The organism is Rhizobium hidalgonense (assembly GCF_002914525.1).
Taxonomy (GTDB): Bacteria; Pseudomonadota; Alphaproteobacteria; order Rhizobiales; family Rhizobiaceae; genus Rhizobium; species Rhizobium hidalgonense.
Genome location: NZ_LODW01000047.1, coordinates 89047 through 105328, shown reverse-complemented (window position 1 = coordinate 105328; position 16282 = coordinate 89047). Strand labels below are relative to the sequence as shown.

Annotated in this window: 16 protein-coding genes and 1 pseudogene; 6 read left to right on the top strand and 11 right to left on the bottom strand. The window is 58.8% G+C overall.

Annotated elements, in window-relative coordinates:
• Nucleotides 1–132: 132 nt before the first annotated feature.
• Entirely contained in the window at nt 133–423 is a 291-nt protein-coding gene (locus ATY29_RS09525; RefSeq protein WP_097536240.1) for a CopG family transcriptional regulator, read from the bottom strand.
• A gap of 234 nt (nt 424–657) precedes the next feature.
• Between ATY29_RS09525 and ATY29_RS09520 the strand changes: the two genes are divergently transcribed.
• The 3 genes and pseudogenes from ATY29_RS09520 to ATY29_RS09510 all read left to right on the top strand — a co-directional run bounded on the left by ATY29_RS09520 (nt 658) and on the right by ATY29_RS09510 (nt 2567).
• Nucleotides 658–972, top strand: a complete 315-nt coding sequence (locus ATY29_RS09520; protein ID WP_097536238.1) for a hypothetical protein — start codon at nt 658–660, stop codon at nt 970–972.
• A 222-nt stretch (nt 973–1194) separates the two neighbouring features.
• On the top strand, nt 1195–1869 hold the full coding sequence (locus tag ATY29_RS09515; protein ID WP_097536236.1) for a transcriptional regulator: 675 nt from the start codon (nt 1195–1197) through the stop codon (nt 1867–1869).
• 129 nt (nt 1870–1998) lie between these two features.
• Nucleotides 1999–2567, top strand: a pseudogene (locus ATY29_RS09510) (hypothetical protein).
• Nucleotides 2568–2962: 395 nt separating this feature from the next.
• Here the strand turns inward: ATY29_RS09510 and ATY29_RS09505 are convergent.
• Entirely contained in the window at nt 2963–4000 is a 1038-nt protein-coding gene (locus ATY29_RS09505) for a phosphatidylglycerol lysyltransferase domain-containing protein (protein ID WP_097536234.1), read from the bottom strand.
• Between the two features lie 77 nt (nt 4001–4077).
• Between ATY29_RS09505 and ATY29_RS09500 the strand changes: the two genes are divergently transcribed.
• The gene (locus ATY29_RS09500) at nt 4078–5220 is read left to right on the top strand and encodes a flavin-containing monooxygenase (protein ID WP_097536232.1); all 1143 of its coding nucleotides are present in this window, start codon (nt 4078–4080) and stop codon (nt 5218–5220) included.
• 162 nt (nt 5221–5382) lie between these two features.
• Here the strand turns inward: ATY29_RS09500 and ATY29_RS09495 are convergent, their stop codons facing one another.
• From ATY29_RS09495 to ATY29_RS09460, 8 genes are all read right to left on the bottom strand, one after another.
• Nucleotides 5383–6396, bottom strand: coding sequence for an ABC transporter substrate-binding protein (locus tag ATY29_RS09495; RefSeq protein ID WP_037146802.1), 1014 nt, complete (start codon nt 6394–6396; stop codon nt 5383–5385).
• Between the two features lie 187 nt (nt 6397–6583).
• A complete protein-coding gene (locus ATY29_RS09490) occupies nt 6584–7429 on the bottom strand; it encodes a COG4705 family protein (RefSeq protein ID WP_097536230.1) in 846 nt (281 codons plus the stop codon).
• 89 nt (nt 7430–7518) lie between these two features.
• On the bottom strand, nt 7519–7908 hold the full coding sequence (locus tag ATY29_RS09485; protein ID WP_097536228.1) for a hypothetical protein: 390 nt from the start codon (nt 7906–7908) through the stop codon (nt 7519–7521).
• Nucleotides 7909–8129: 221 nt separating this feature from the next.
• Nucleotides 8130–8384, bottom strand: coding sequence for a DUF1344 domain-containing protein (locus tag ATY29_RS09480; RefSeq protein ID WP_097536226.1), 255 nt, complete (start codon nt 8382–8384; stop codon nt 8130–8132).
• An 81-nt stretch (nt 8385–8465) separates the two neighbouring features.
• Nucleotides 8466–11120 (bottom strand): ABC transporter permease, encoded by a 2655-nt coding sequence (locus ATY29_RS09475; RefSeq protein WP_097536224.1) that lies wholly within the window; start codon nt 11118–11120, stop codon nt 8466–8468.
• Nucleotides 11102–11785 (bottom strand): ABC transporter ATP-binding protein, encoded by a 684-nt coding sequence (locus ATY29_RS09470; RefSeq protein WP_244597381.1) that lies wholly within the window; start codon nt 11783–11785, stop codon nt 11102–11104. Before ATY29_RS09470 ends, ATY29_RS09475 begins: the two co-directional genes overlap by 19 nt.
• A complete protein-coding gene (locus ATY29_RS09465; RefSeq protein WP_097536220.1) occupies nt 11778–12440 on the bottom strand; it encodes an ABC transporter ATP-binding protein in 663 nt (220 codons plus the stop codon). Before ATY29_RS09465 ends, ATY29_RS09470 begins: the two co-directional genes overlap by 8 nt.
• A 4-nt stretch (nt 12441–12444) precedes the next feature.
• Entirely contained in the window at nt 12445–13017 is a 573-nt protein-coding gene (locus tag ATY29_RS09460; protein WP_097536218.1) for a hypothetical protein, read from the bottom strand.
• Nucleotides 13018–13151: 134 nt separating this feature from the next.
• Here ATY29_RS09460 and ATY29_RS09455 point away from each other — a divergent pair, with 134 nt between their 5' ends.
• Together ATY29_RS09455 and ATY29_RS09450 are read left to right on the top strand one after the other, a co-directional pair.
• The gene (locus ATY29_RS09455; RefSeq protein ID WP_097536215.1) at nt 13152–13808 is read left to right on the top strand and encodes a response regulator transcription factor; all 657 of its coding nucleotides are present in this window, start codon (nt 13152–13154) and stop codon (nt 13806–13808) included.
• On the top strand, nt 13805–15127 hold the full coding sequence (locus ATY29_RS09450) for an ATP-binding protein (RefSeq protein WP_097536213.1): 1323 nt from the start codon (nt 13805–13807) through the stop codon (nt 15125–15127). The genes ATY29_RS09455 and ATY29_RS09450 overlap by 4 nt, the downstream gene beginning before the upstream one ends.
• Before the next feature lie 215 nt (nt 15128–15342).
• On the opposite strand, the gene ATY29_RS09445 is transcribed toward ATY29_RS09450, so the two are convergent.
• Nucleotides 15343–16263 carry a MurR/RpiR family transcriptional regulator gene (locus ATY29_RS09445; protein WP_051679614.1) on the bottom strand — a complete coding sequence of 307 codons (921 nt, stop codon included), beginning with the start codon at nt 16261–16263 and terminating at the stop codon, nt 15343–15345.
• Nucleotides 16264–16282: the final 19 nt, after the last annotated feature.

Genomic DNA, 16282 nt, shown 5'->3' with positions numbered 1-16282 from the left:
GGACGGTCATCCTCGGAATTGCCGGCAAAAGGCGATCCAGATCCCGCGTCAAGGCAAAGCGACGCCAACTCCGCCGAAAAGGGATAGCTGGTCGTCGTCCGATGACGGGAAGGTTCGCCAGCATAACGCGGATCAGGCATTGCCGTCGACATCCCCGTCTTGGTCCAGGTGATGCACTGGCAGATAGGTGTTCTTCTCCATCCACTCCCGCACGATAAACCTGATCGTGTCGTTGCGCGTCATGCCGAACTCGCCGGCAAGGCCGCGGAGAACTTCTTTCACATCGTCATCCATCCACACGCCGGCGGCATTCCGCAGCCGCAGCGCCGCGCGCCGCAACATGATCTGCAAATCTGCGCGCGAGATATCCGCGATACGATCGGCGGCGTCTTCGAGCAGTGCGGCGGTGTCGGCCGTAGTCATGGCATCTCTCCCCGGCGTGGTTCTGTATCGCGGGCGGCGCAGCGGAATTCACGATCCACGACGACCTGCTTATCAAAAGGCAACCAGCCCAAGCGCGCGGGTACGGAGGAGCGTAGCCGCCGAGAGGGAGCCGAAAGGGTCATGTAAATGAAGCAAGCCATCATTTTTGCACTACAACGACTGTCGCGACTATTGTAAAGGCGTCGCTAACGCCTGGCTTATCAAGGAAATTTCGTGATACGCATCGGTGCACTTGTTTTTGCAATCTTGTTTGTTGGATCGCCTATTTCGGCGCGCGCATCCGATCCCAGCGTTTGTAAGGTAGTCGCTCCGCCGATGGCAAGCTTCCTGCCAGATCTGCGGGCATTCGTAGACGGGATGAAGCGGGCCGACACTGCCTTCGGTGTCGCAATCCCCCATTTTGAGGGAGAGGAAGCGGAGAGTTTGCGGCAGCTCAGCGACAAGGAAAAGGTGGCGTACGCAGCGATGAAAGAATACGCCGCTCAGATGGAGGTCACGACCCGTCTACTGCAAAAGTGCGCTCAATAGCCGCCTGAAAAATCGGTGGATGCGCTGCTGTGCGTCGTCAATTTTCTCAAGGATCTGAATTGGCCTCTGGTTTTGCTCGCGCGTTTCGGAGGAACACCTTAACTCGACGCCAAAAACTGCCAGCAGCGAGTAGTGGGTATAGACTGGCAGTCTGGTAACCGTTATTCCGGATGTACGTGCATATTTCCAAACCATCCCGTGGATCTTCCAAGGCCTCTTATATTGAAAAAAGTGCAACGCAGTTTTGCCGTCGAGTACAAGACCGGCAGGCGAAAACTCGATTCCAGCTCGAACTCGATCTGGGGCAACATGGATCTAAAGTCTGTCGCTCGCGACCTAGAAGAAGAGGCAATGCCGGATCTGTCGGGTAGCTCTCAGAGTGGGAAATCTGACAGCGAAATGTCTTTGCCGGAACCAGATCAGGCCGAGCCGTTGTTGACACCGCCTCTCGGGGCATCGACAACTGCATCAGATACACAGGAGATGAGCATGGCCGACGAGACTGCTACGATAACCAAAGCCGATGTACCGACCGTTGTCGAAACGCCCATTGCGCCGAAGAAACAGCGCAAACCCCGCGCCAAGAAAGCCGCGGCACTGGTGACCGCGTCAGCTGACGCTACGGCAGAGCCAGCAGTCGCTCTGGCCGGCTCCGGTGGTGTGAAGAGGAGAGGGCGCAAGGCAAAGGCGATCGAAGCCGCGGCCAGTGCCAAACGTGCACCGGTGCGCCGTGCTCCGAAGGCTGTGCAGGCCGCGCCGGCCGCGCCGGTGACGGCAATCGATGAGATGGCAGACCTTTTGCAGTTGGAAGAGGAAACTCAGCGGCTGCGCAAGCTCCTGGCTGAAAAACTTCGCAGTGAAAATGCCGATCTGCGCAAACGCCTCAAGCTCGATTGATATAAGCCGCCGGTCAATCGCAGCCAGCATTTCCATGCTTATCGAGACATACATTTTGGCGGCGGTGAATGCTGTTGCCGGAAGTAACACTCACTGCCTGCTTGCGGGATAAAACGCGAGGTCGGATAGATGGCGTCTCCCTGGAAATTTCTTGCCCGACTGATCTCACCGGGACACGAACGAAAGAGAGAAAACGGCTCGACACACGAGGTTACGCCAGACCCTTTGGCTATTGCCGGTCCAACTGAAGCGGCTGCCGAGGAGAGCGTGAAAAGCGCTGATCGACCGGCAAGCGAGGAGCTACCTCGTCACGATCAAGCCGCCGCAATTTCCGCAGAGCCTGTGCATTCCGACGAAGCCGAAAACGGTGGCCGCGATAAGATCGAACGCGGTGCCGCAAAGATTGGGCAGGCCGCTGATCCGGCTTTATCCGGCGGTACTGGTATCGACGTCACCGCTGCACATGGTGATACTACGCAGATCAGGCGAGGTCTCGAAGTCCACCGCGCAAGCAAAGACGTCGCAGCAAGGAAGCGGTAACTGCGGTTGCGAACGTTTCGCCGATATCCCAGGTCGTACATACTGCAGAGGGGATAAACCTCGATGAAGAGATCAGGGTGGTCAGGGGGCAGCTGGCGGGAAAGCTAACGCTGCAAAACGCACAGTTAAGAAAAATGCTGGAGCGATTTGAACGGTGAAAATCCGCGCCGCTTCCCCCTTATGAATTACAAGCCTGTTGCAGGTGAACAATTCTCGATTTGAATAGGGTGTCGCCGGTTCGATACCCTTCAAGGCGTAGGGCTTTATCGCTCGTCAGGATTCGACTGTGCCCACGCAAAATTAGCGTTTCTCAAGTGCCAGCCGCCATGTCATCGTGACGCGGTCATGAGGGGTCGGAAATCTCGTCGACAACGGCACCAAGGTCGTCGCAGCCAAGGCAATTTGTAGTATCGGAGTGCTATGCGACATCCTGCTTCCCGAGCGTCACGTTTTTTTGGGGGCCGACCTGTGACTTCAAAGCCCCTACCAGAACCGCGTCCAGCCGCTCGACCAAGGCTTACCAGGAACGGATCTCAGCAGCGGACACACAAGGTTAAAACGTTTTCAGGAGCCGCAGTAGCGCAACGGTCTCGGTGGGGGTCCCGCGTTTAAAGCCAATATAAGTTTGCACCTCGTTGCCATGAAACCTGCGCTTGAACGCAGCTTGGCCTTGAACGTTGAAAACCCGCCGGTTGACGAGCGGCGACAGGAACGCGCGCTGATAGAGGTAGCGCCAAACAGTGCTATCGGGAAATTGGCTTTTCTCGATGCTGGCGAGAGGCGACAAGCCGAGAGTCATGATCTCGGAACCTTCTTGTCTGAAAAGATCAGCGGCATATTTTGTGAGCCCGATTTCAGCATGGGCCGTTGTGCCGGGGATTTTCCGCTTGAAAGCCGCCGTGTAGCCAACGGCTTTGCCGCCGCGAAAGAGCGGGTCGAAATCGAGCAGGGCGATTGGTTTTGAATGAGGTGATAAAAGAACGAACCGCCGCATCCCTGGCGTAAGGCACAGGCGAAATGGTCGGTTCAAAAACCGCATCTCGCGGCGCCGGACGATTCTTCCAGCGCGCCAGTCATCGGAAATTTTCGAAAGCTCGGCGACAAATTCGCTGTCTCCGCACTCGTGTATACTATAGCCGTTCTTCTGCAGCCAGCGTTCGGAATAACGAAGGGTCTCGTTGCGCTTGCCCTTGAACGAGTGGGTCGGCAAGGAGAGGGCACTATCTTTGCCCATCTGATTAAGGCGATAACCGTGTGATGCAAGTTCCGCGGCGGTTGAAGCGTGAACTTGAACGAAGCAAGGCTTTCCGGATTGGGCGATGAATTGCGCGAGGTAGTGGGCCTTTCGGTCTTGGCTGGCGACTGGATCGCCGAGCGCAAAAACATGACCCATTTTTGTAGCGTAGGCGATGTAGCCGTCTTCGTCGCCAAAGTAGTGGAGATCAGGCTGAACCGCGGTGGAATATGCCAGTGAAAAATCGCCGTACTGGCGGCACAGTGACAGTCGCTGTTCGACCGTCAAATTTACCGACGAGATTGCAGGTAAGCTCCGATCAAGACAGGTATCGATAAAGTTTCTCAGGCGCGCCATTTACAACATTTCAAGTCGGAGTTTTGTACCGTCGATGCGTTCGGAAAGAATGTCAATCAGAATCAACTGGATAAATCGTGATACAGGCAAGTGAGACTGAATCCACCGTAGTCGTGGGGGCTGGTACGGCGGGGCTGATTGCCGCTTTCGAATTGCGGACGGTTGGTATCTATCCACGGATATTCGAGAGGGAGAGCCGCGTTGGTGATCAATGGCGTGCGAGGCATCCTCAGCTGACGCTCAACACTCACCGGGATCTTTCTTACCTGCCAAGCATGCGATATCCAGTAGGGACCTCAGCCTTTCCAAAGCGCGATGCAGTGGTCGCCCACCTTGAAGACTTCGTCGCCAAAGAATCGATGCCAATCGAATTTGGGGTGGAGGTCGATCACATATCGATCAGCGACGGAGTTTATCAACTCGCGACGAACAAGGGGACGGTCACAGCCCGGAACGTCGTCATCGCAACGGGCCGAGACCGCAAACCAATCATACCAACGTGGACCGGCCTCGAACGTTTCCAGGGCAAGGTCATTCATGCTGCTGAATTTGGCAACCCATGCGATTATGATGGCAAACGCGTTCTGGTTGTGGGATCCGGCAATTCAGGATTTGACGTCCTTAATCATCTGGCGAAGCAAAAAACAGCCGCTCTTTGGCTGTCGTCAAGACATAGTCCGACACTCGTGCCCAAGCGCCTTTTCGGTGTAACCGTCCATCGCCTTTCCCCGTTTCTAGCCTGCCTTCCAACGCGACTCGTCGATGCGGCACTTGCCGCCACGAGCTATGTCGCTTTCGGTGATCTCGGACGGTTCGGTATCGGAAAGCCGGCGGCCGGTGGTGCGACCAGACTAAGAGAAGGTATAGCATTGGCATCAGATGATGGCGCCGTAAAAGCGATCAAAGCCGGCACAATAAGGGTGGTGCCGGATGTGCAATGGTTTGATGAGGATCACGTCTATTTCAAAGACGGTCGGTCTTGTTCACCAGATATCGTTATTTCGGCGACTGGATACGCGCCCGATCTGGATCGGATGGTCGGCAGCCTCGATCTGCTAGATAAACAGGGGCGAACGCTGATCAACGGAGCTCAACAATTATCGCATCTTCCGGGGCTTTATTTTATCGGCATGCGAGCGAGCATCATTGGCGATATCGGAAGTGCGAAGGCACAGGGGCACGCAATCGCGAGAGCGATTAGGCGTGGGCCGACGCCATGAATCACAGATGGCAGCGTCTCAAAAGATGCCCGCCTGTGCGAAGGTAGCACCCATTGCCCGCTCCCCTGCGAAGCGCACCGTGCGTGGCTTTTAGCTGTTCTAGAAAAGACCTAGCCGAAACTTGATGCCGCCTCCGAGCGCCGGAGGCGGCGCGGATATAGGTTACTTGGCCTTCATTGCGAATTCAGTCGTGTACGTCTTTGATAAGTCGATCGTCTTGCCCTGAACATTTTTGGAAAATTCAGAGAGAACGGCGAGAACCGTCTTCGGTCCGTCTTCAGGCATAATACCGTCCGGCGTGAACATCGCCTTGCCATTTTCCAGCGCTGTCACGTAACCTTCCTTGTCGCCGACATAAAAATCGCTTGGCATCTTGTCGGCGATCTCGGAGGCGGAGTGCGTATTGATGAAATGCAGCGTCTTGACGAAGGCATTCGCAAGCTTCTGCACCTCTTCTTTGTGTGCATCGACCCAGGCGGCGTCCATATAAAGAGAGGCGGCCGGATAAGTGCCACCAAGGACGGACTTGGTTCCCGCCATCGTCCGCATGTCGATCAGGACTTTGGCCTCACCGGTTTTGAGCATGCGGGAGATCGTCGGTTCGGTGGTCATGCCGGCTTGAATGGCATCCTGCTGGATGGCGGCGATGAAAGTTTGGCCGGCACCAACGGGAACTGAGGTGAAATCGCCGAGCTTCAAGCCATTCTTGACCGCAAGATACTGCGTCAGGAAATTCGTGGACGAACCGAGCCCGGTGACGCCGAGGTTCTTGCCCTTGAAATCAGCGGGCGACTTGATCTCCGGATGTTTGCTGGACACCAGTTCGACTTCTCCAGGCGCCTGACTGAACTGCACAACGGATTCGACGAATTTGCCCTTACCCTGCAGGTCAATGCAATGATCATAGAAACCGACCACACCCTGAACGGCGCCGGAGAGCATCTCGTTTTCCGCGTCCACGCCGGCCGGTTCGTTTAGAAGCTCAACGTCGAGATCTTCGTCTTTGAAGTAGCCGAGCGCTTCCGCAAGCTTGGCCGGCAGATAAATCTGCTTTTCATAGCCGCCCACCATGATGGAGACCTTGTCGGCTGCTTGGGCTGCCGTCCCACCGAGCGAACTGGCTGCCATCGCTAAGGCAAGGCCTGCAGAACAAATGAAAACGCGTGATGAATGCATGAAAGTCTCCTCCTGAACAGGATATCGCCCGCCGAGCTCCTCACGGCGTCCTCTACGAGATCCACATGCGACCGTAACTGCCCCAAGCTTTCAGTGAGCTTTCAATCTAAAGATACGACAACGCCGAAAGCGACGAGTGCTGTGTTAGAGGACGCCTGGCTGCCGATCTCAAGGCGCGGATGTCATCTCAGCCTTCTTCTCCGGCAGAAGCCAAACTTTCGTTTTCATTGGCCGCTGCCAAATCGCCATCCTCCCAGATCTCAACGAATTCCTCGCCTTCATGCCGTAGGCTCATAAAGACGACGATCGTGACGATGGCGGCTAAAAAGATCGCACTTGTTATAATCGTGCCGAGGCCGAGGCCGCCGTATTGCGTCGGCTGAGACATCAGGTCACCGAATGAGGCACCTAGAGGTCTGGTCAGAATGTAGACCAACCAAAAGCCAAGTACCGGATCGAGGCCGAGAAAGAAGTAGCCGATGGTAAGCGAGATGATGACCATGCCGAATAGGACGCCAGTCGCCAGATATCCCAGTGCGAACTTCTCGGCCACCAGATCGCCGGCGGCTGTGCCGAGCGCAAAGGTGAACAGAATAGCGAGCCAATAGAAGGCCTCGCGCCGACCCGTGAATATAGAGTGTATTGAAAGCGTGCGCTCCGTCTGAAACCAGAGCAAGAAAGTCAGCGCCAAGGCGATCGCGAAACCTATCGTGGTATCCACCAGCGGCACATTCAAATTGTCCACCAGATTGTCCGTGATCAAAGTGCCAACGATGCTGATTAACACAACCGAAAGCCAATACGCAGCGGGAACATATCTCTTTTGGGCAAATTGCCAAATCAAAGCCCCCGCGAGAACAACGGACATGATCAGCGATGTCGCCGTCAGACCGACGCCCATCTGCACATTCAGATAATCGGCTGCCGTTTCGCCCATCGTGACAGCCATAAGTTTAATGAGCCAGAAGTCTGGCGTGACGCGGGGGACACGATTGTAAACGACAGCTTTGACGGTTTCGGTGGTGGCGGGCATTGTGGGTATCCTTGAGAAAGCGGTAATCGTCATTGAGGTTGGACAGCGCAGGCATTCCAAGCGCACGTGAGATCCAATGCGACCTCGCCCTATTGAGGAGGGTTAGCAGGATCGTCGAGCTCCACCATAAGGGCAGCGAGCGCCTTATTGACCTTGTCGGCCGATGGGGCTGATTGCCGTAGCGCCTTGAGCGCCGCGTCCGAAGCGACGTCAATATTGTCCCAGGCACTTGGGTTTAGCGGACGGATCGCAGTCTCCGCCTGGTCCCAAGCTGTTTCGTAGTCGGTAATGCGCTTTGCGGCGGCTGACAGATCCCCTTTGGAAGCGAGGGTTTGAACGTCGGCTATGATTGTCTTGAGCGATGACAGATCACCAAGGTCTGCCGTTTCGGCGGGCGAATTGTTGGCATAGAGTTCAAAACCAGTGAAGGCAGCTACCGGTGCAACAATAAGTGCAATGGCGAGAATAATCTGTTTCATCAGCGGATTCCCAATTTCTGGCAGGCTCGAGTGGCAGCCCGCGGCGGTTGCGGGTGGGCCCCCCTGCCTTGCCACCGGCGTGCGGTTTACATGAGATGACTACGTGGATTCTATTAGCTGAGAATTAGGCCGGTGACGGCGTGAGGGTCGACAGGCAGTAAATCCGCAGCAAATAGCCTGCAAAAGGGGCGGCCGTTGATGTCACCGGCCGCCCCAAGGTCTCACTTCTTCTGCGGGGTCATTTGCGAGACGACCGCTTTTCTGCCTTTGATCGTGTAAGTCAGCTGGACCTTCTCCCCGACGCGGAGTTTGGTGTCCTCGATTCCCTCGGGCAGGTTGTAGGTCTTGCCGTCCGACAGCGTGATCGTATCGGCATTCTTGCTGATCGCCGTGATCTTGCCGGACGCTTGGGCTGCCAAGGCCATGCTTACCGGCGCGAGCGTTAGAATTGCGGTCATAAGGATCTGTCGTTTCATTCTACTTCTCCATTTATGGTTTGGGCCGCCGATATTTTTGCTTTCCCGCAATACGGCATGGGTTGCGCGGAAAGCATGCCCTCACTCACCTCTGAGCTTCTGCGTGACGTGTGTCCGGCTGCGCATTGCTTCGTTCATCGCGGCCAGCAAAGAGGTCCCCCCGGCGGCGGCAACGAGGGTAGCGAGATAGAACCATGGCACCGAAAGCACCTCGGGTGGGGGGTCGAACACTCCGGTCAACAGCTTGACGAGCACATAGGCAATCAGCGTGCCCGCCATGAGACCCAGGACCATACCGCTGCCGGTGACTAATATTGCTTCGCTCCAGACAAAGGCCCCGAGTTGTCGTGGCCGGGCTCCGAGCGCGACGAGGAGCGCGAAGGAGCGCTCGCGATCGACAAACCCGAGGCCTAGCACCAGTCCACCCGAAGCGGCCAGCATGACCAGCGCGAAGACCAGCTCGAGCCGTGTCAAACCGGCGAGGTCAACTGCGGTGAGGCTCGACCCGATCAGGGCGACGGCATCGCCGATCTGGCTGACCTTAAGTCCAGGTAGACTCGCAATCGCGTTTCGGGCGGCCAGAGCGACGCGGGCCGGATCGCCGCTCGAACGGAGAAGGACGATCTCGCTTACGGCGGACCCGGTCTGCTGCGCAATGTAAGCGGCGTTGGCGACCAGAAAGGAATCCTTGGGTGCCGTCGGGAATTCGCGCACTACGCCCATAATGTGGAAGGGCACGACATGGTATTGGTGATCGGCCGCGTTTTGCAGGCGAAGATTGATGCTGTCGCCGCGACTGAGTTGATAGTCGTTCACCGTTTCCTGCGATACAAGCACGCCGTCGGGCGTTTGTGCGAGGTCAGTGAGCATCGCCCTGGCATCGCCGTCGGCGAAATAGGCGTCGGACATCGTCGTGGCTGTGCCGATGCGCGTTGAATCGATGCCGTAGAGATCCTGAAGGTCTGTTCCGACGTAAGCGTAGCGGTGTTGCATCGGCTGCGCGGCCGCCACGCCCGGCAGCCGGTAAAGACGATCGAGCGCCTGGGAAGCGGGCACGGCGAATGTGCCCGTGACGGTGACGTCGGCTCCGTTGGTGAGTTCAGCGTCGACCTTTGCCTGAGCCTCATAGGTCGCGTTGAAAATCGCAGTCGATACGGCGAAGGCAAACGCAAGCGCGGCCAAACCAATGCCAGCACTCAGTCGCCGGCCTTGCCGTCCAAATGTCGCAGCCACCACACCCGCGAGACGTCCGGCGACCGGTCGCAAGGTCCTGGCGATCACCGAGCCGCCTTGCCGCAACGCGGCCCCGACCAGCCTCATGGCCAATAGGGCCAGGCCGATCCATAGCAACACAGGGGCGAGGAAGGCCGTGTAGTCGACCGCCGCCGCTGCCTCGCCCTCCGGCGCGAGAACAACCTGGTATCCGCTCGCTGCCGAACGCCAGTAGAGCGCCGCCGCCAAAGCCAGCAGGGCCAGATCGAGATAGAAGCGCGCCCAGAGCGGTGCCCGATCAACGCCGATTGGCCGCCGCGCGGCCGCAATGGTCGAGCCGCGGGCATCGCGCCAGGCGGGGATTAGGATCGCTGCGAGCGAAAGCGCGATCCCCGCCACCGCCACAGCGCCGAGCAATGGAAAAGCTGCGCGCCGCAAGAGCGCCGTCCCCAGGATGAAATTGGCGGCAAGAGTAGCAAGGAGAATCCCCGACATCGCGCCGCCAACACCCGCAACTGCCGCTTCAGCGGCAGCCAGGCGAAGAACCGTATCGACCGTTGCCCCCCGCAAGCGCAGCAACGCCTGGTCGCGACGGCGCCTGTCCCGCCCAGCTCCCGCTACAGCAAAGGTCAGCAGGATGGCGAGTATGGCCCCAGGGGCGCCGAGGAACAGGAAAACCAGCCGCGCATAGAGGGCATCCTCGCGCACCGCCCCCAATCGGGCCGCCAGGTTGTTCGCAATCACCGCGGTTCCGGCGACGCGAGCCTCGAAATTGTGGCCGCGCTCCGTTGCCCAGGTGCTGCCAGCGACTGGGTCGGAAGGTAAATTATGATGATCGAGTTTGACGTGGAACTCGCTCCTGATCGTATCGGGCCGGCTGGCGCCTTGCGGCTCGAACATCTGCTGCCACTGAGACATCGGCAACAGCAGAACGTTGTCGGGCGGAGCTTGTGGTGCGGCGCCAGCCGGGACACCGATCGCCTGAAACATTGCGTCGGCATTCGGCAAATCGACGATGCCAGCGGCCGTGACGATGACGTCGGGCACTTGATAGCGGTGGATGATGACCTGATCCCCCACCGTGACATGCAGGTTGGCCGCGGTCTGCTGCGCGATCAGAACGCCGTCAATTGATCCTACGAGTCGTCGAACCTGTGCCGGGAATTGTTCGAAATAGCCTGGTCCGATGCCAAGTACCGTGCCGCCGCCCGTGGTCTGCACGGTGCCTTCCGTGCTCGCCTCAAAACCAGGTACGTCGGCATAACCGATCGACCCCAGGCCCGTTACCGGCGCGGCGGAGCGGATTGCAGCCTCGACTGCACTTTGATCCGTCCCCGGCAGCGATTGAACCTGCCAGTCCACGGGCACCTGGGCGACCGATCGTGCCGTCATCTGAGCCGCGTTGGATTGCAAAAAGGACCCCAGGCATGCGATGAAGGCGACCGTCAGCGCTACACCGCCGATCGTGCCGACCAAGCGGCCGGAACGGGTCCGGATAAGTCCGATCAGCCAGCGCCTGTACATGCCGACCTCTCAACGATGTTTTCGAATTTGCCGTGGCGCATCCACCAGATGCGGCTCATCTTTGCAGCCATGCGCTCATCATGCGTCGCGATGACGATGGCGCTTCCCGTCTGCTGACCCCAGGCAAGGAGCCTATCGACCAATATCGAAGCGCCAGCCAGATCGAGCTGGCCTGTTGGCTCGTCAGCGACAACCAATTCTGGGTTAGTCACAATGGCCCGGGCTACGGCGATCCGCTCGGCTTGGCCGCCGGAGAGTTGCTCCGGCAACTTTGCCGCCAGCGCTTCGTCGCCGAAAGTGGCAAGTGCTGTCAGGGCGCGCGCCTCGGCGTCGGAGCCGTTACCGAGAAGGATCGGCAGCGCAACATTCTCGACGGCGGTGAGCGCGGGCATCAGGTTCGCAGATTGGAAGACGACGCCGATCCGCTCGGGGCGCAATGTGTCGGACGGACCGAGCCCAGGCCAATTCAATTGTCCTGAGCTTGGCACGTCCAGCCCCGCGATTAGGTTCAAAAGCGTCGTCTTTCCGCAGCCTGAAGGTCCCATGATGGCAATGGTTTCGCCCGCGTGAATCCTGAAGGAGCAGCCATGAACGGCCGCCACAATATCCCGCTCGCGCTGAAAGCTGCGCCACAGATCGGTGGCCGCTGCCAGTATCTTAGCCATGCACGATGCCTCCATCCCGAATGTCGACAATACGATCGGCCCGTGCGGCGAGTGCGGGGCTGTGGGTGACGATCAGGACGGCGCCGCCGCTCCGGCAGTTTTCGAGGAGGCGATCAATGACGAGTTGTTCTGTCGCCGCGTCGACTTCGGCGGTCGGCTCATCGCAGAGCAGGATTGCCGGTTTTGCCGCGAGCGCCACGGCTAGGCCAGCACGCGCAGCCTCACCGCCTGAAAGGTGGGAAGGTAATGCGTCGGCGAGGCCGTCGAGGCCCAACCCGTCAACAAGGCCATCGATTTCATCCGGTCTGCCGCGACCGGAAATCTCCATCTGAAGACGAATGTTGCTCCGCACCGTCAGATGCTCGAACAGATTGTCGGACTGCATGAGCATGCCGAAATGACGGGCCCTAAGGCGAGCCCGCTCCGGCTCGGGGCGTCGGGTCACGCGCTCGCCCAGCACAGACACGACGCCACCGTCCGGCTCATCGATCCCGGCCAGGCAGGCAAGGAGCGTCGATTTTCCGCTGCCCGACGGGCCTCTCAACGCGGTGAATTCTCCGGCATCGAGCGTGAGGGCCACCCCGCGCAGAGCCACGACTTCGTCGTCGCCGGCATGAAAGAAGCGGTAAAGCTCGGTCGCCTCCAGCGCAGCCATGAACTCACCTCCACTGCAAGGAATTGGAGATCAGTTGCCATTGGTCGACGTTGTCGGCACCGGCCGGAGCGGCAAGATCAAGCGTGACCGCCTTGCCATTCTTGAACAGGATGAAGCGCTCGTGCTCGAGCCTGATCTGTTTGCTCGTGACCGAATTAGGCGCCGAGCTCGACACATAGCTGATGCGGACACCCGCACCCGCTGCGAGCCTTACATCCTTGACCGCCGTGACTTTGACAGCGTGCTCGGCCGTCTTGAGGTCTGGGATCTCGTGGGCCCTTGCTGAAGAAGCCGTTGGCGCCGCATTCGCGATGCCAACGGTAGCAACTATCTCATCGTATTTATCGAAGAACCGAACGCCATGGTCGATCGCGGACCGCGACCATCCCTCCGGCACCTTCAGATCAAATCCGTCGGGAGAGTTGTAGGTAACGAAGACTTGGTTATCCGGAATATCACCCGGCGGGTTCGTCTCAGGCGCAATGAGTTTCTCCTGCGCTACAGCAGGAGCAAATGCGCCGGATGATACCATGAGCAGCATGGCTAATGCGGCGGATATTCGATAGCGGACAGTCATGATTGGCGCTCCTCTACGGACTTGAGGAGGCATGTGACGCCCACAGAATTAGGAGGGTCTTAGATGGTCAGCCGCAATACGGTCGGCCTGCATCAGAATCTGTGCAGGGCAATCCGTTTAGGTTATTTTGAAGCATGCGTGTTCTTGTGGTCGAAGACGATGTCATGCTTGGCCGGGCTCTCGTGCAAGCCCTCGACGATGCCGGCATGTCGGTGGACTGGGTGCGTGACGGGCAACTCGGGGGCGAAGCTGTCGCCGTCGGCGGGCATGGTCTTGTATTGCTCGACCTCGGCCTACCCGGTCGTTCGGGCCTGGAAATCCTGCGCTCGCTGCGGACGGCCGGCGACAAGAGGCCAATCCTGGTGATTACCGCTCGTGACGAACTCGACGATCGGGTCACGGGGCTCGACCTCGGGGCCGACGACTACCTGGTGAAGCCATTCGAGGTCAAAGAACTGCTCGCGCGCATGCGTGCAGTCCTGCGCCGACATGGCGGTCAGGCGGTTTCGATCCTCTCCACGAGCGAAATCGAGCTCGACCTGTCGAGCCATGAGGTGAAATATCGTGGGTGCGGCGAAGTGTTGCCAGCGCGCGAGTTTGCCTTGATTCAGGCACTATTGGAACGTCCCGGCACCATTCTATCGCGCAGCCAGCTCGAGGAAAGGCTCTATGGTTGGGGTGAAGAGGTGGAAAGCAACGCTGTCGACGTGCTCATCCATTACGTGCGGCGCAAGTTCGACAAGGAAATCATACGCAACGTCCGAGGGGCCGGCTGGATGGTTCCCAAGTGAAAGGCACGATTTCGATCCGACGCACGGCCTTCATATGGCTTGCCGGGTTAATGGCGACCATCGGCGTCTGCGCGGCGACAACATCGTACTTCCTCGTCAGGAACGAGGCATCCGACTTCCTCGACAATCAGCTACGGCAGATCGCGCTCTATGTCGGTGATGCGCGTTCATCGCCAGAAACAGGCCCAGATAGCGGCGCGCCGCACGATCCCGAGGACGACTTCGTCATCCAGGCCTGGGATGCGGCCGGCAAGCCGTTGCGACAATCGCATCCCGCCGTTGGTATTCCCCGCCAACCAGCGACCGGGTTTGTCGACATTTCGACCGTCAGCAACTATTGGCGGGTCTACACGCTGGCCGCGCCGGATCGAACTGTTCAGGTTTCCCAGGATATGAGCGTCCGGGAGGAACTGGCGGCGAATGCGGCGCTCCAGGCGGCGCTTCCTATTATCGTTCTGATTCCGCTATCATTGCTGACGCTGAGCTGGATTATCGATCGGATCATGGCCCGGCTCAATCGCCTGGCCGTCGCGGTCGCCTCCCGGGACACAACCGTGGACAGCCCTGTTCCGATCGACGACGTGCCAGCTGAAGTTGTTCCGTTCGTAAGTTCGATCAATCTGCTGCTCGCCCGGCTACGCGCATTGCTGGAGAAACAGCGGCGGTTCATCTCGGATGCGGCCCATGAACTGCGCACACCGCTCTCGGCGCTTCAAATTCAAATCGACAACCTTCGACAAGACGACCGCGACGGTCGTTTTTCTCAGGGTTTAGCTGAGCTCGAGGCCGGAATCGGCAGGGCCACCCGCCTCGTGAACAAGCTCTTGCGGCTGGCGCGCTACGACGCCCATGAGACCGCGCCCACGTCGCAGGCGATCGACCTTGTCCAGCTCGCGCTCGACACGGTTGCGCGCCTGACCCCGCTTGCCGAGAGCCGGGGGGTTGACCTGGGCATCACACGCCAGGACAAGGCTTTCACCATCGGAGCGCTGGCCGACTTCGAAATCATCCTTGAAAACCTCATCGAGAACGCCGTTCGGTACACGCCTGCGAGCGGAATCGTCGACGTCGCGGTGCTGACTGGCGGGCAAGAAATTCGAATCGAAATCCGCGACACCGGTCCCGGCATCGCGGAGGAAGACTTGCCGCGCGTCTTTGAACGGTTCTTCCGGGCAGGGGCTCAGGACAGCGAGGGAAGCGGTTTAGGGCTTGCCATCGCGAAAGCGGCAGCCGAACGACAAGGGGCGCGCGTCACGCTCGCTCCTCGCGAGGAGCGGCATGGGCTTATAGCATCTGTCATTATCGATCTGCCTGAATAACTGCATCCGCTAGCTCTTTGTCCAACCAGGTCGAAGGTAACGACGCTTGGCCGAGGAATAGATCGCCAGCCGGCCGTCGCGCAACTCTCTCTCGTTGAGCCTGGCCTTGGGTTATGCAGGGCGGGTTTGCTGGGCGACAGCAGGTGGCGGTAATGTAGCTCTGGAGAAATTAGGATTTCCTCGATGGTATCAAGGATGTCGACATTGAGTATCGGTCACGGAGAGGTGTCCTCGTGTCTCGGGTCTGATGTGACGGATTGGGTAAGCGGGAGAGTCATCGCCTGTCCAGCTAGGTCCGCGCGGAGCCGGTTGAGTTGGTCGAGGCTGGCAACAGTCTTTTCAGGCATTAGTGTCGCCAGTCCGACGAGCAGGGTTTCAAGGAAGGCCAGCGTCGCGCTGTGCAGGCTGAAATCATCGGCCCGGCCGCGCGGGACCGTCACGACCCGGGTCACACGCCCCGCCAGTTCCTTTTCGAGACTGTCCGTCACGAGGACTGTCTGCAAGCCGAGAGCCTGGGCATGGTTGAGTAGGACGGACAGTTCCCGGTATACCCGGCTGTAGGCCATGATGAACACGACGTCGCCGGCACGCAGCGGCAGAAGTTCGTCCGCCAGAGATAGGCCGGTGGAGGTTAACGCGCGTCCGCTCAGGCCGAGCCTCCCGAGTTGGGTGCAGAAGTATTGCGCCATAGCGGATGTGGGACCGACTCCGAACACAACGATTTCGCGGGCGTCGGTGAGCGCATGGACGATGGCGCGAAAACTTTTGGCATCGAGGGTGGATCGCAGCGTGGAAATCGCCTCTGCCTGGGCAGTAAGTGTCTTTTCCAGGGCCTGCTCGAGATCTCCGGCATTCTTCAGGATTGTCCGTGACAACCGTTCAGGCAAGGTCAGTTGGGCGCTGAATTCGTCGGCGATCGCCCGGCGCATTCCGTCCAAACCGTCGAACCCGAGCGCTCGGGCGGTACGGATGATCGAGGCGTCGCTAGTCCCAATTGCGTTGGCGAGCTCGATGGCTGTGTGCACCAAAATCTGATGCAGGTTTTCTGCGAAATATCGCGCCACACGATGTTCGGTGCGGCTGAGGTTGGGGCTACGGGATGCCACCAACTCGGCGAAAGAAGACGCTTGGTTCATTTGATCTCCTTGACCTGTC

Excerpts from the sequence above, each read along its gene's own strand:
- ATY29_RS09525 (WP_097536240.1), bottom strand. The coding sequence starts at position 423 with ATGACTACGGCCGACACCGCCGCACTGCTCGAAGACGCCGCCGATCGT.
- ATY29_RS09505 (WP_097536234.1), bottom strand. The coding sequence starts at position 4,000 with ATGGCGCGCCTGAGAAACTTTATCGATACCTGTCTTGATCGGAGCTTA.
- ATY29_RS09495 (WP_037146802.1), bottom strand. The coding sequence starts at position 6,396 with ATGCATTCATCACGCGTTTTCATTTGTTCTGCAGGCCTTGCCTTAGCG.
- ATY29_RS09490 (WP_097536230.1), bottom strand. The coding sequence starts at position 7,429 with ATGCCCGCCACCACCGAAACCGTCAAAGCTGTCGTTTACAATCGTGTC.
- ATY29_RS09485 (WP_097536228.1), bottom strand. The coding sequence starts at position 7,908 with ATGAAACAGATTATTCTCGCCATTGCACTTATTGTTGCACCGGTAGCT.
- ATY29_RS09480 (WP_097536226.1), bottom strand. The coding sequence starts at position 8,384 with ATGAAACGACAGATCCTTATGACCGCAATTCTAACGCTCGCGCCGGTA.
- ATY29_RS09475 (WP_097536224.1), bottom strand. The coding sequence starts at position 11,120 with ATGTACAGGCGCTGGCTGATCGGACTTATCCGGACCCGTTCCGGCCGC.
- ATY29_RS09470 (WP_244597381.1), bottom strand. The coding sequence starts at position 11,785 with ATGGCTAAGATACTGGCAGCGGCCACCGATCTGTGGCGCAGCTTTCAG.
- ATY29_RS09465 (WP_097536220.1), bottom strand. The coding sequence starts at position 12,440 with ATGGCTGCGCTGGAGGCGACCGAGCTTTACCGCTTCTTTCATGCCGGC.
- ATY29_RS09460 (WP_097536218.1), bottom strand. The coding sequence starts at position 13,017 with ATGACTGTCCGCTATCGAATATCCGCCGCATTAGCCATGCTGCTCATG.
- ATY29_RS09455 (WP_097536215.1), top strand. The coding sequence starts at position 13,152 with ATGCGTGTTCTTGTGGTCGAAGACGATGTCATGCTTGGCCGGGCTCTC.
- ATY29_RS09445 (WP_051679614.1), bottom strand. The coding sequence starts at position 16,263 with ATGAACCAAGCGTCTTCTTTCGCCGAGTTGGTGGCATCCCGTAGCCCC.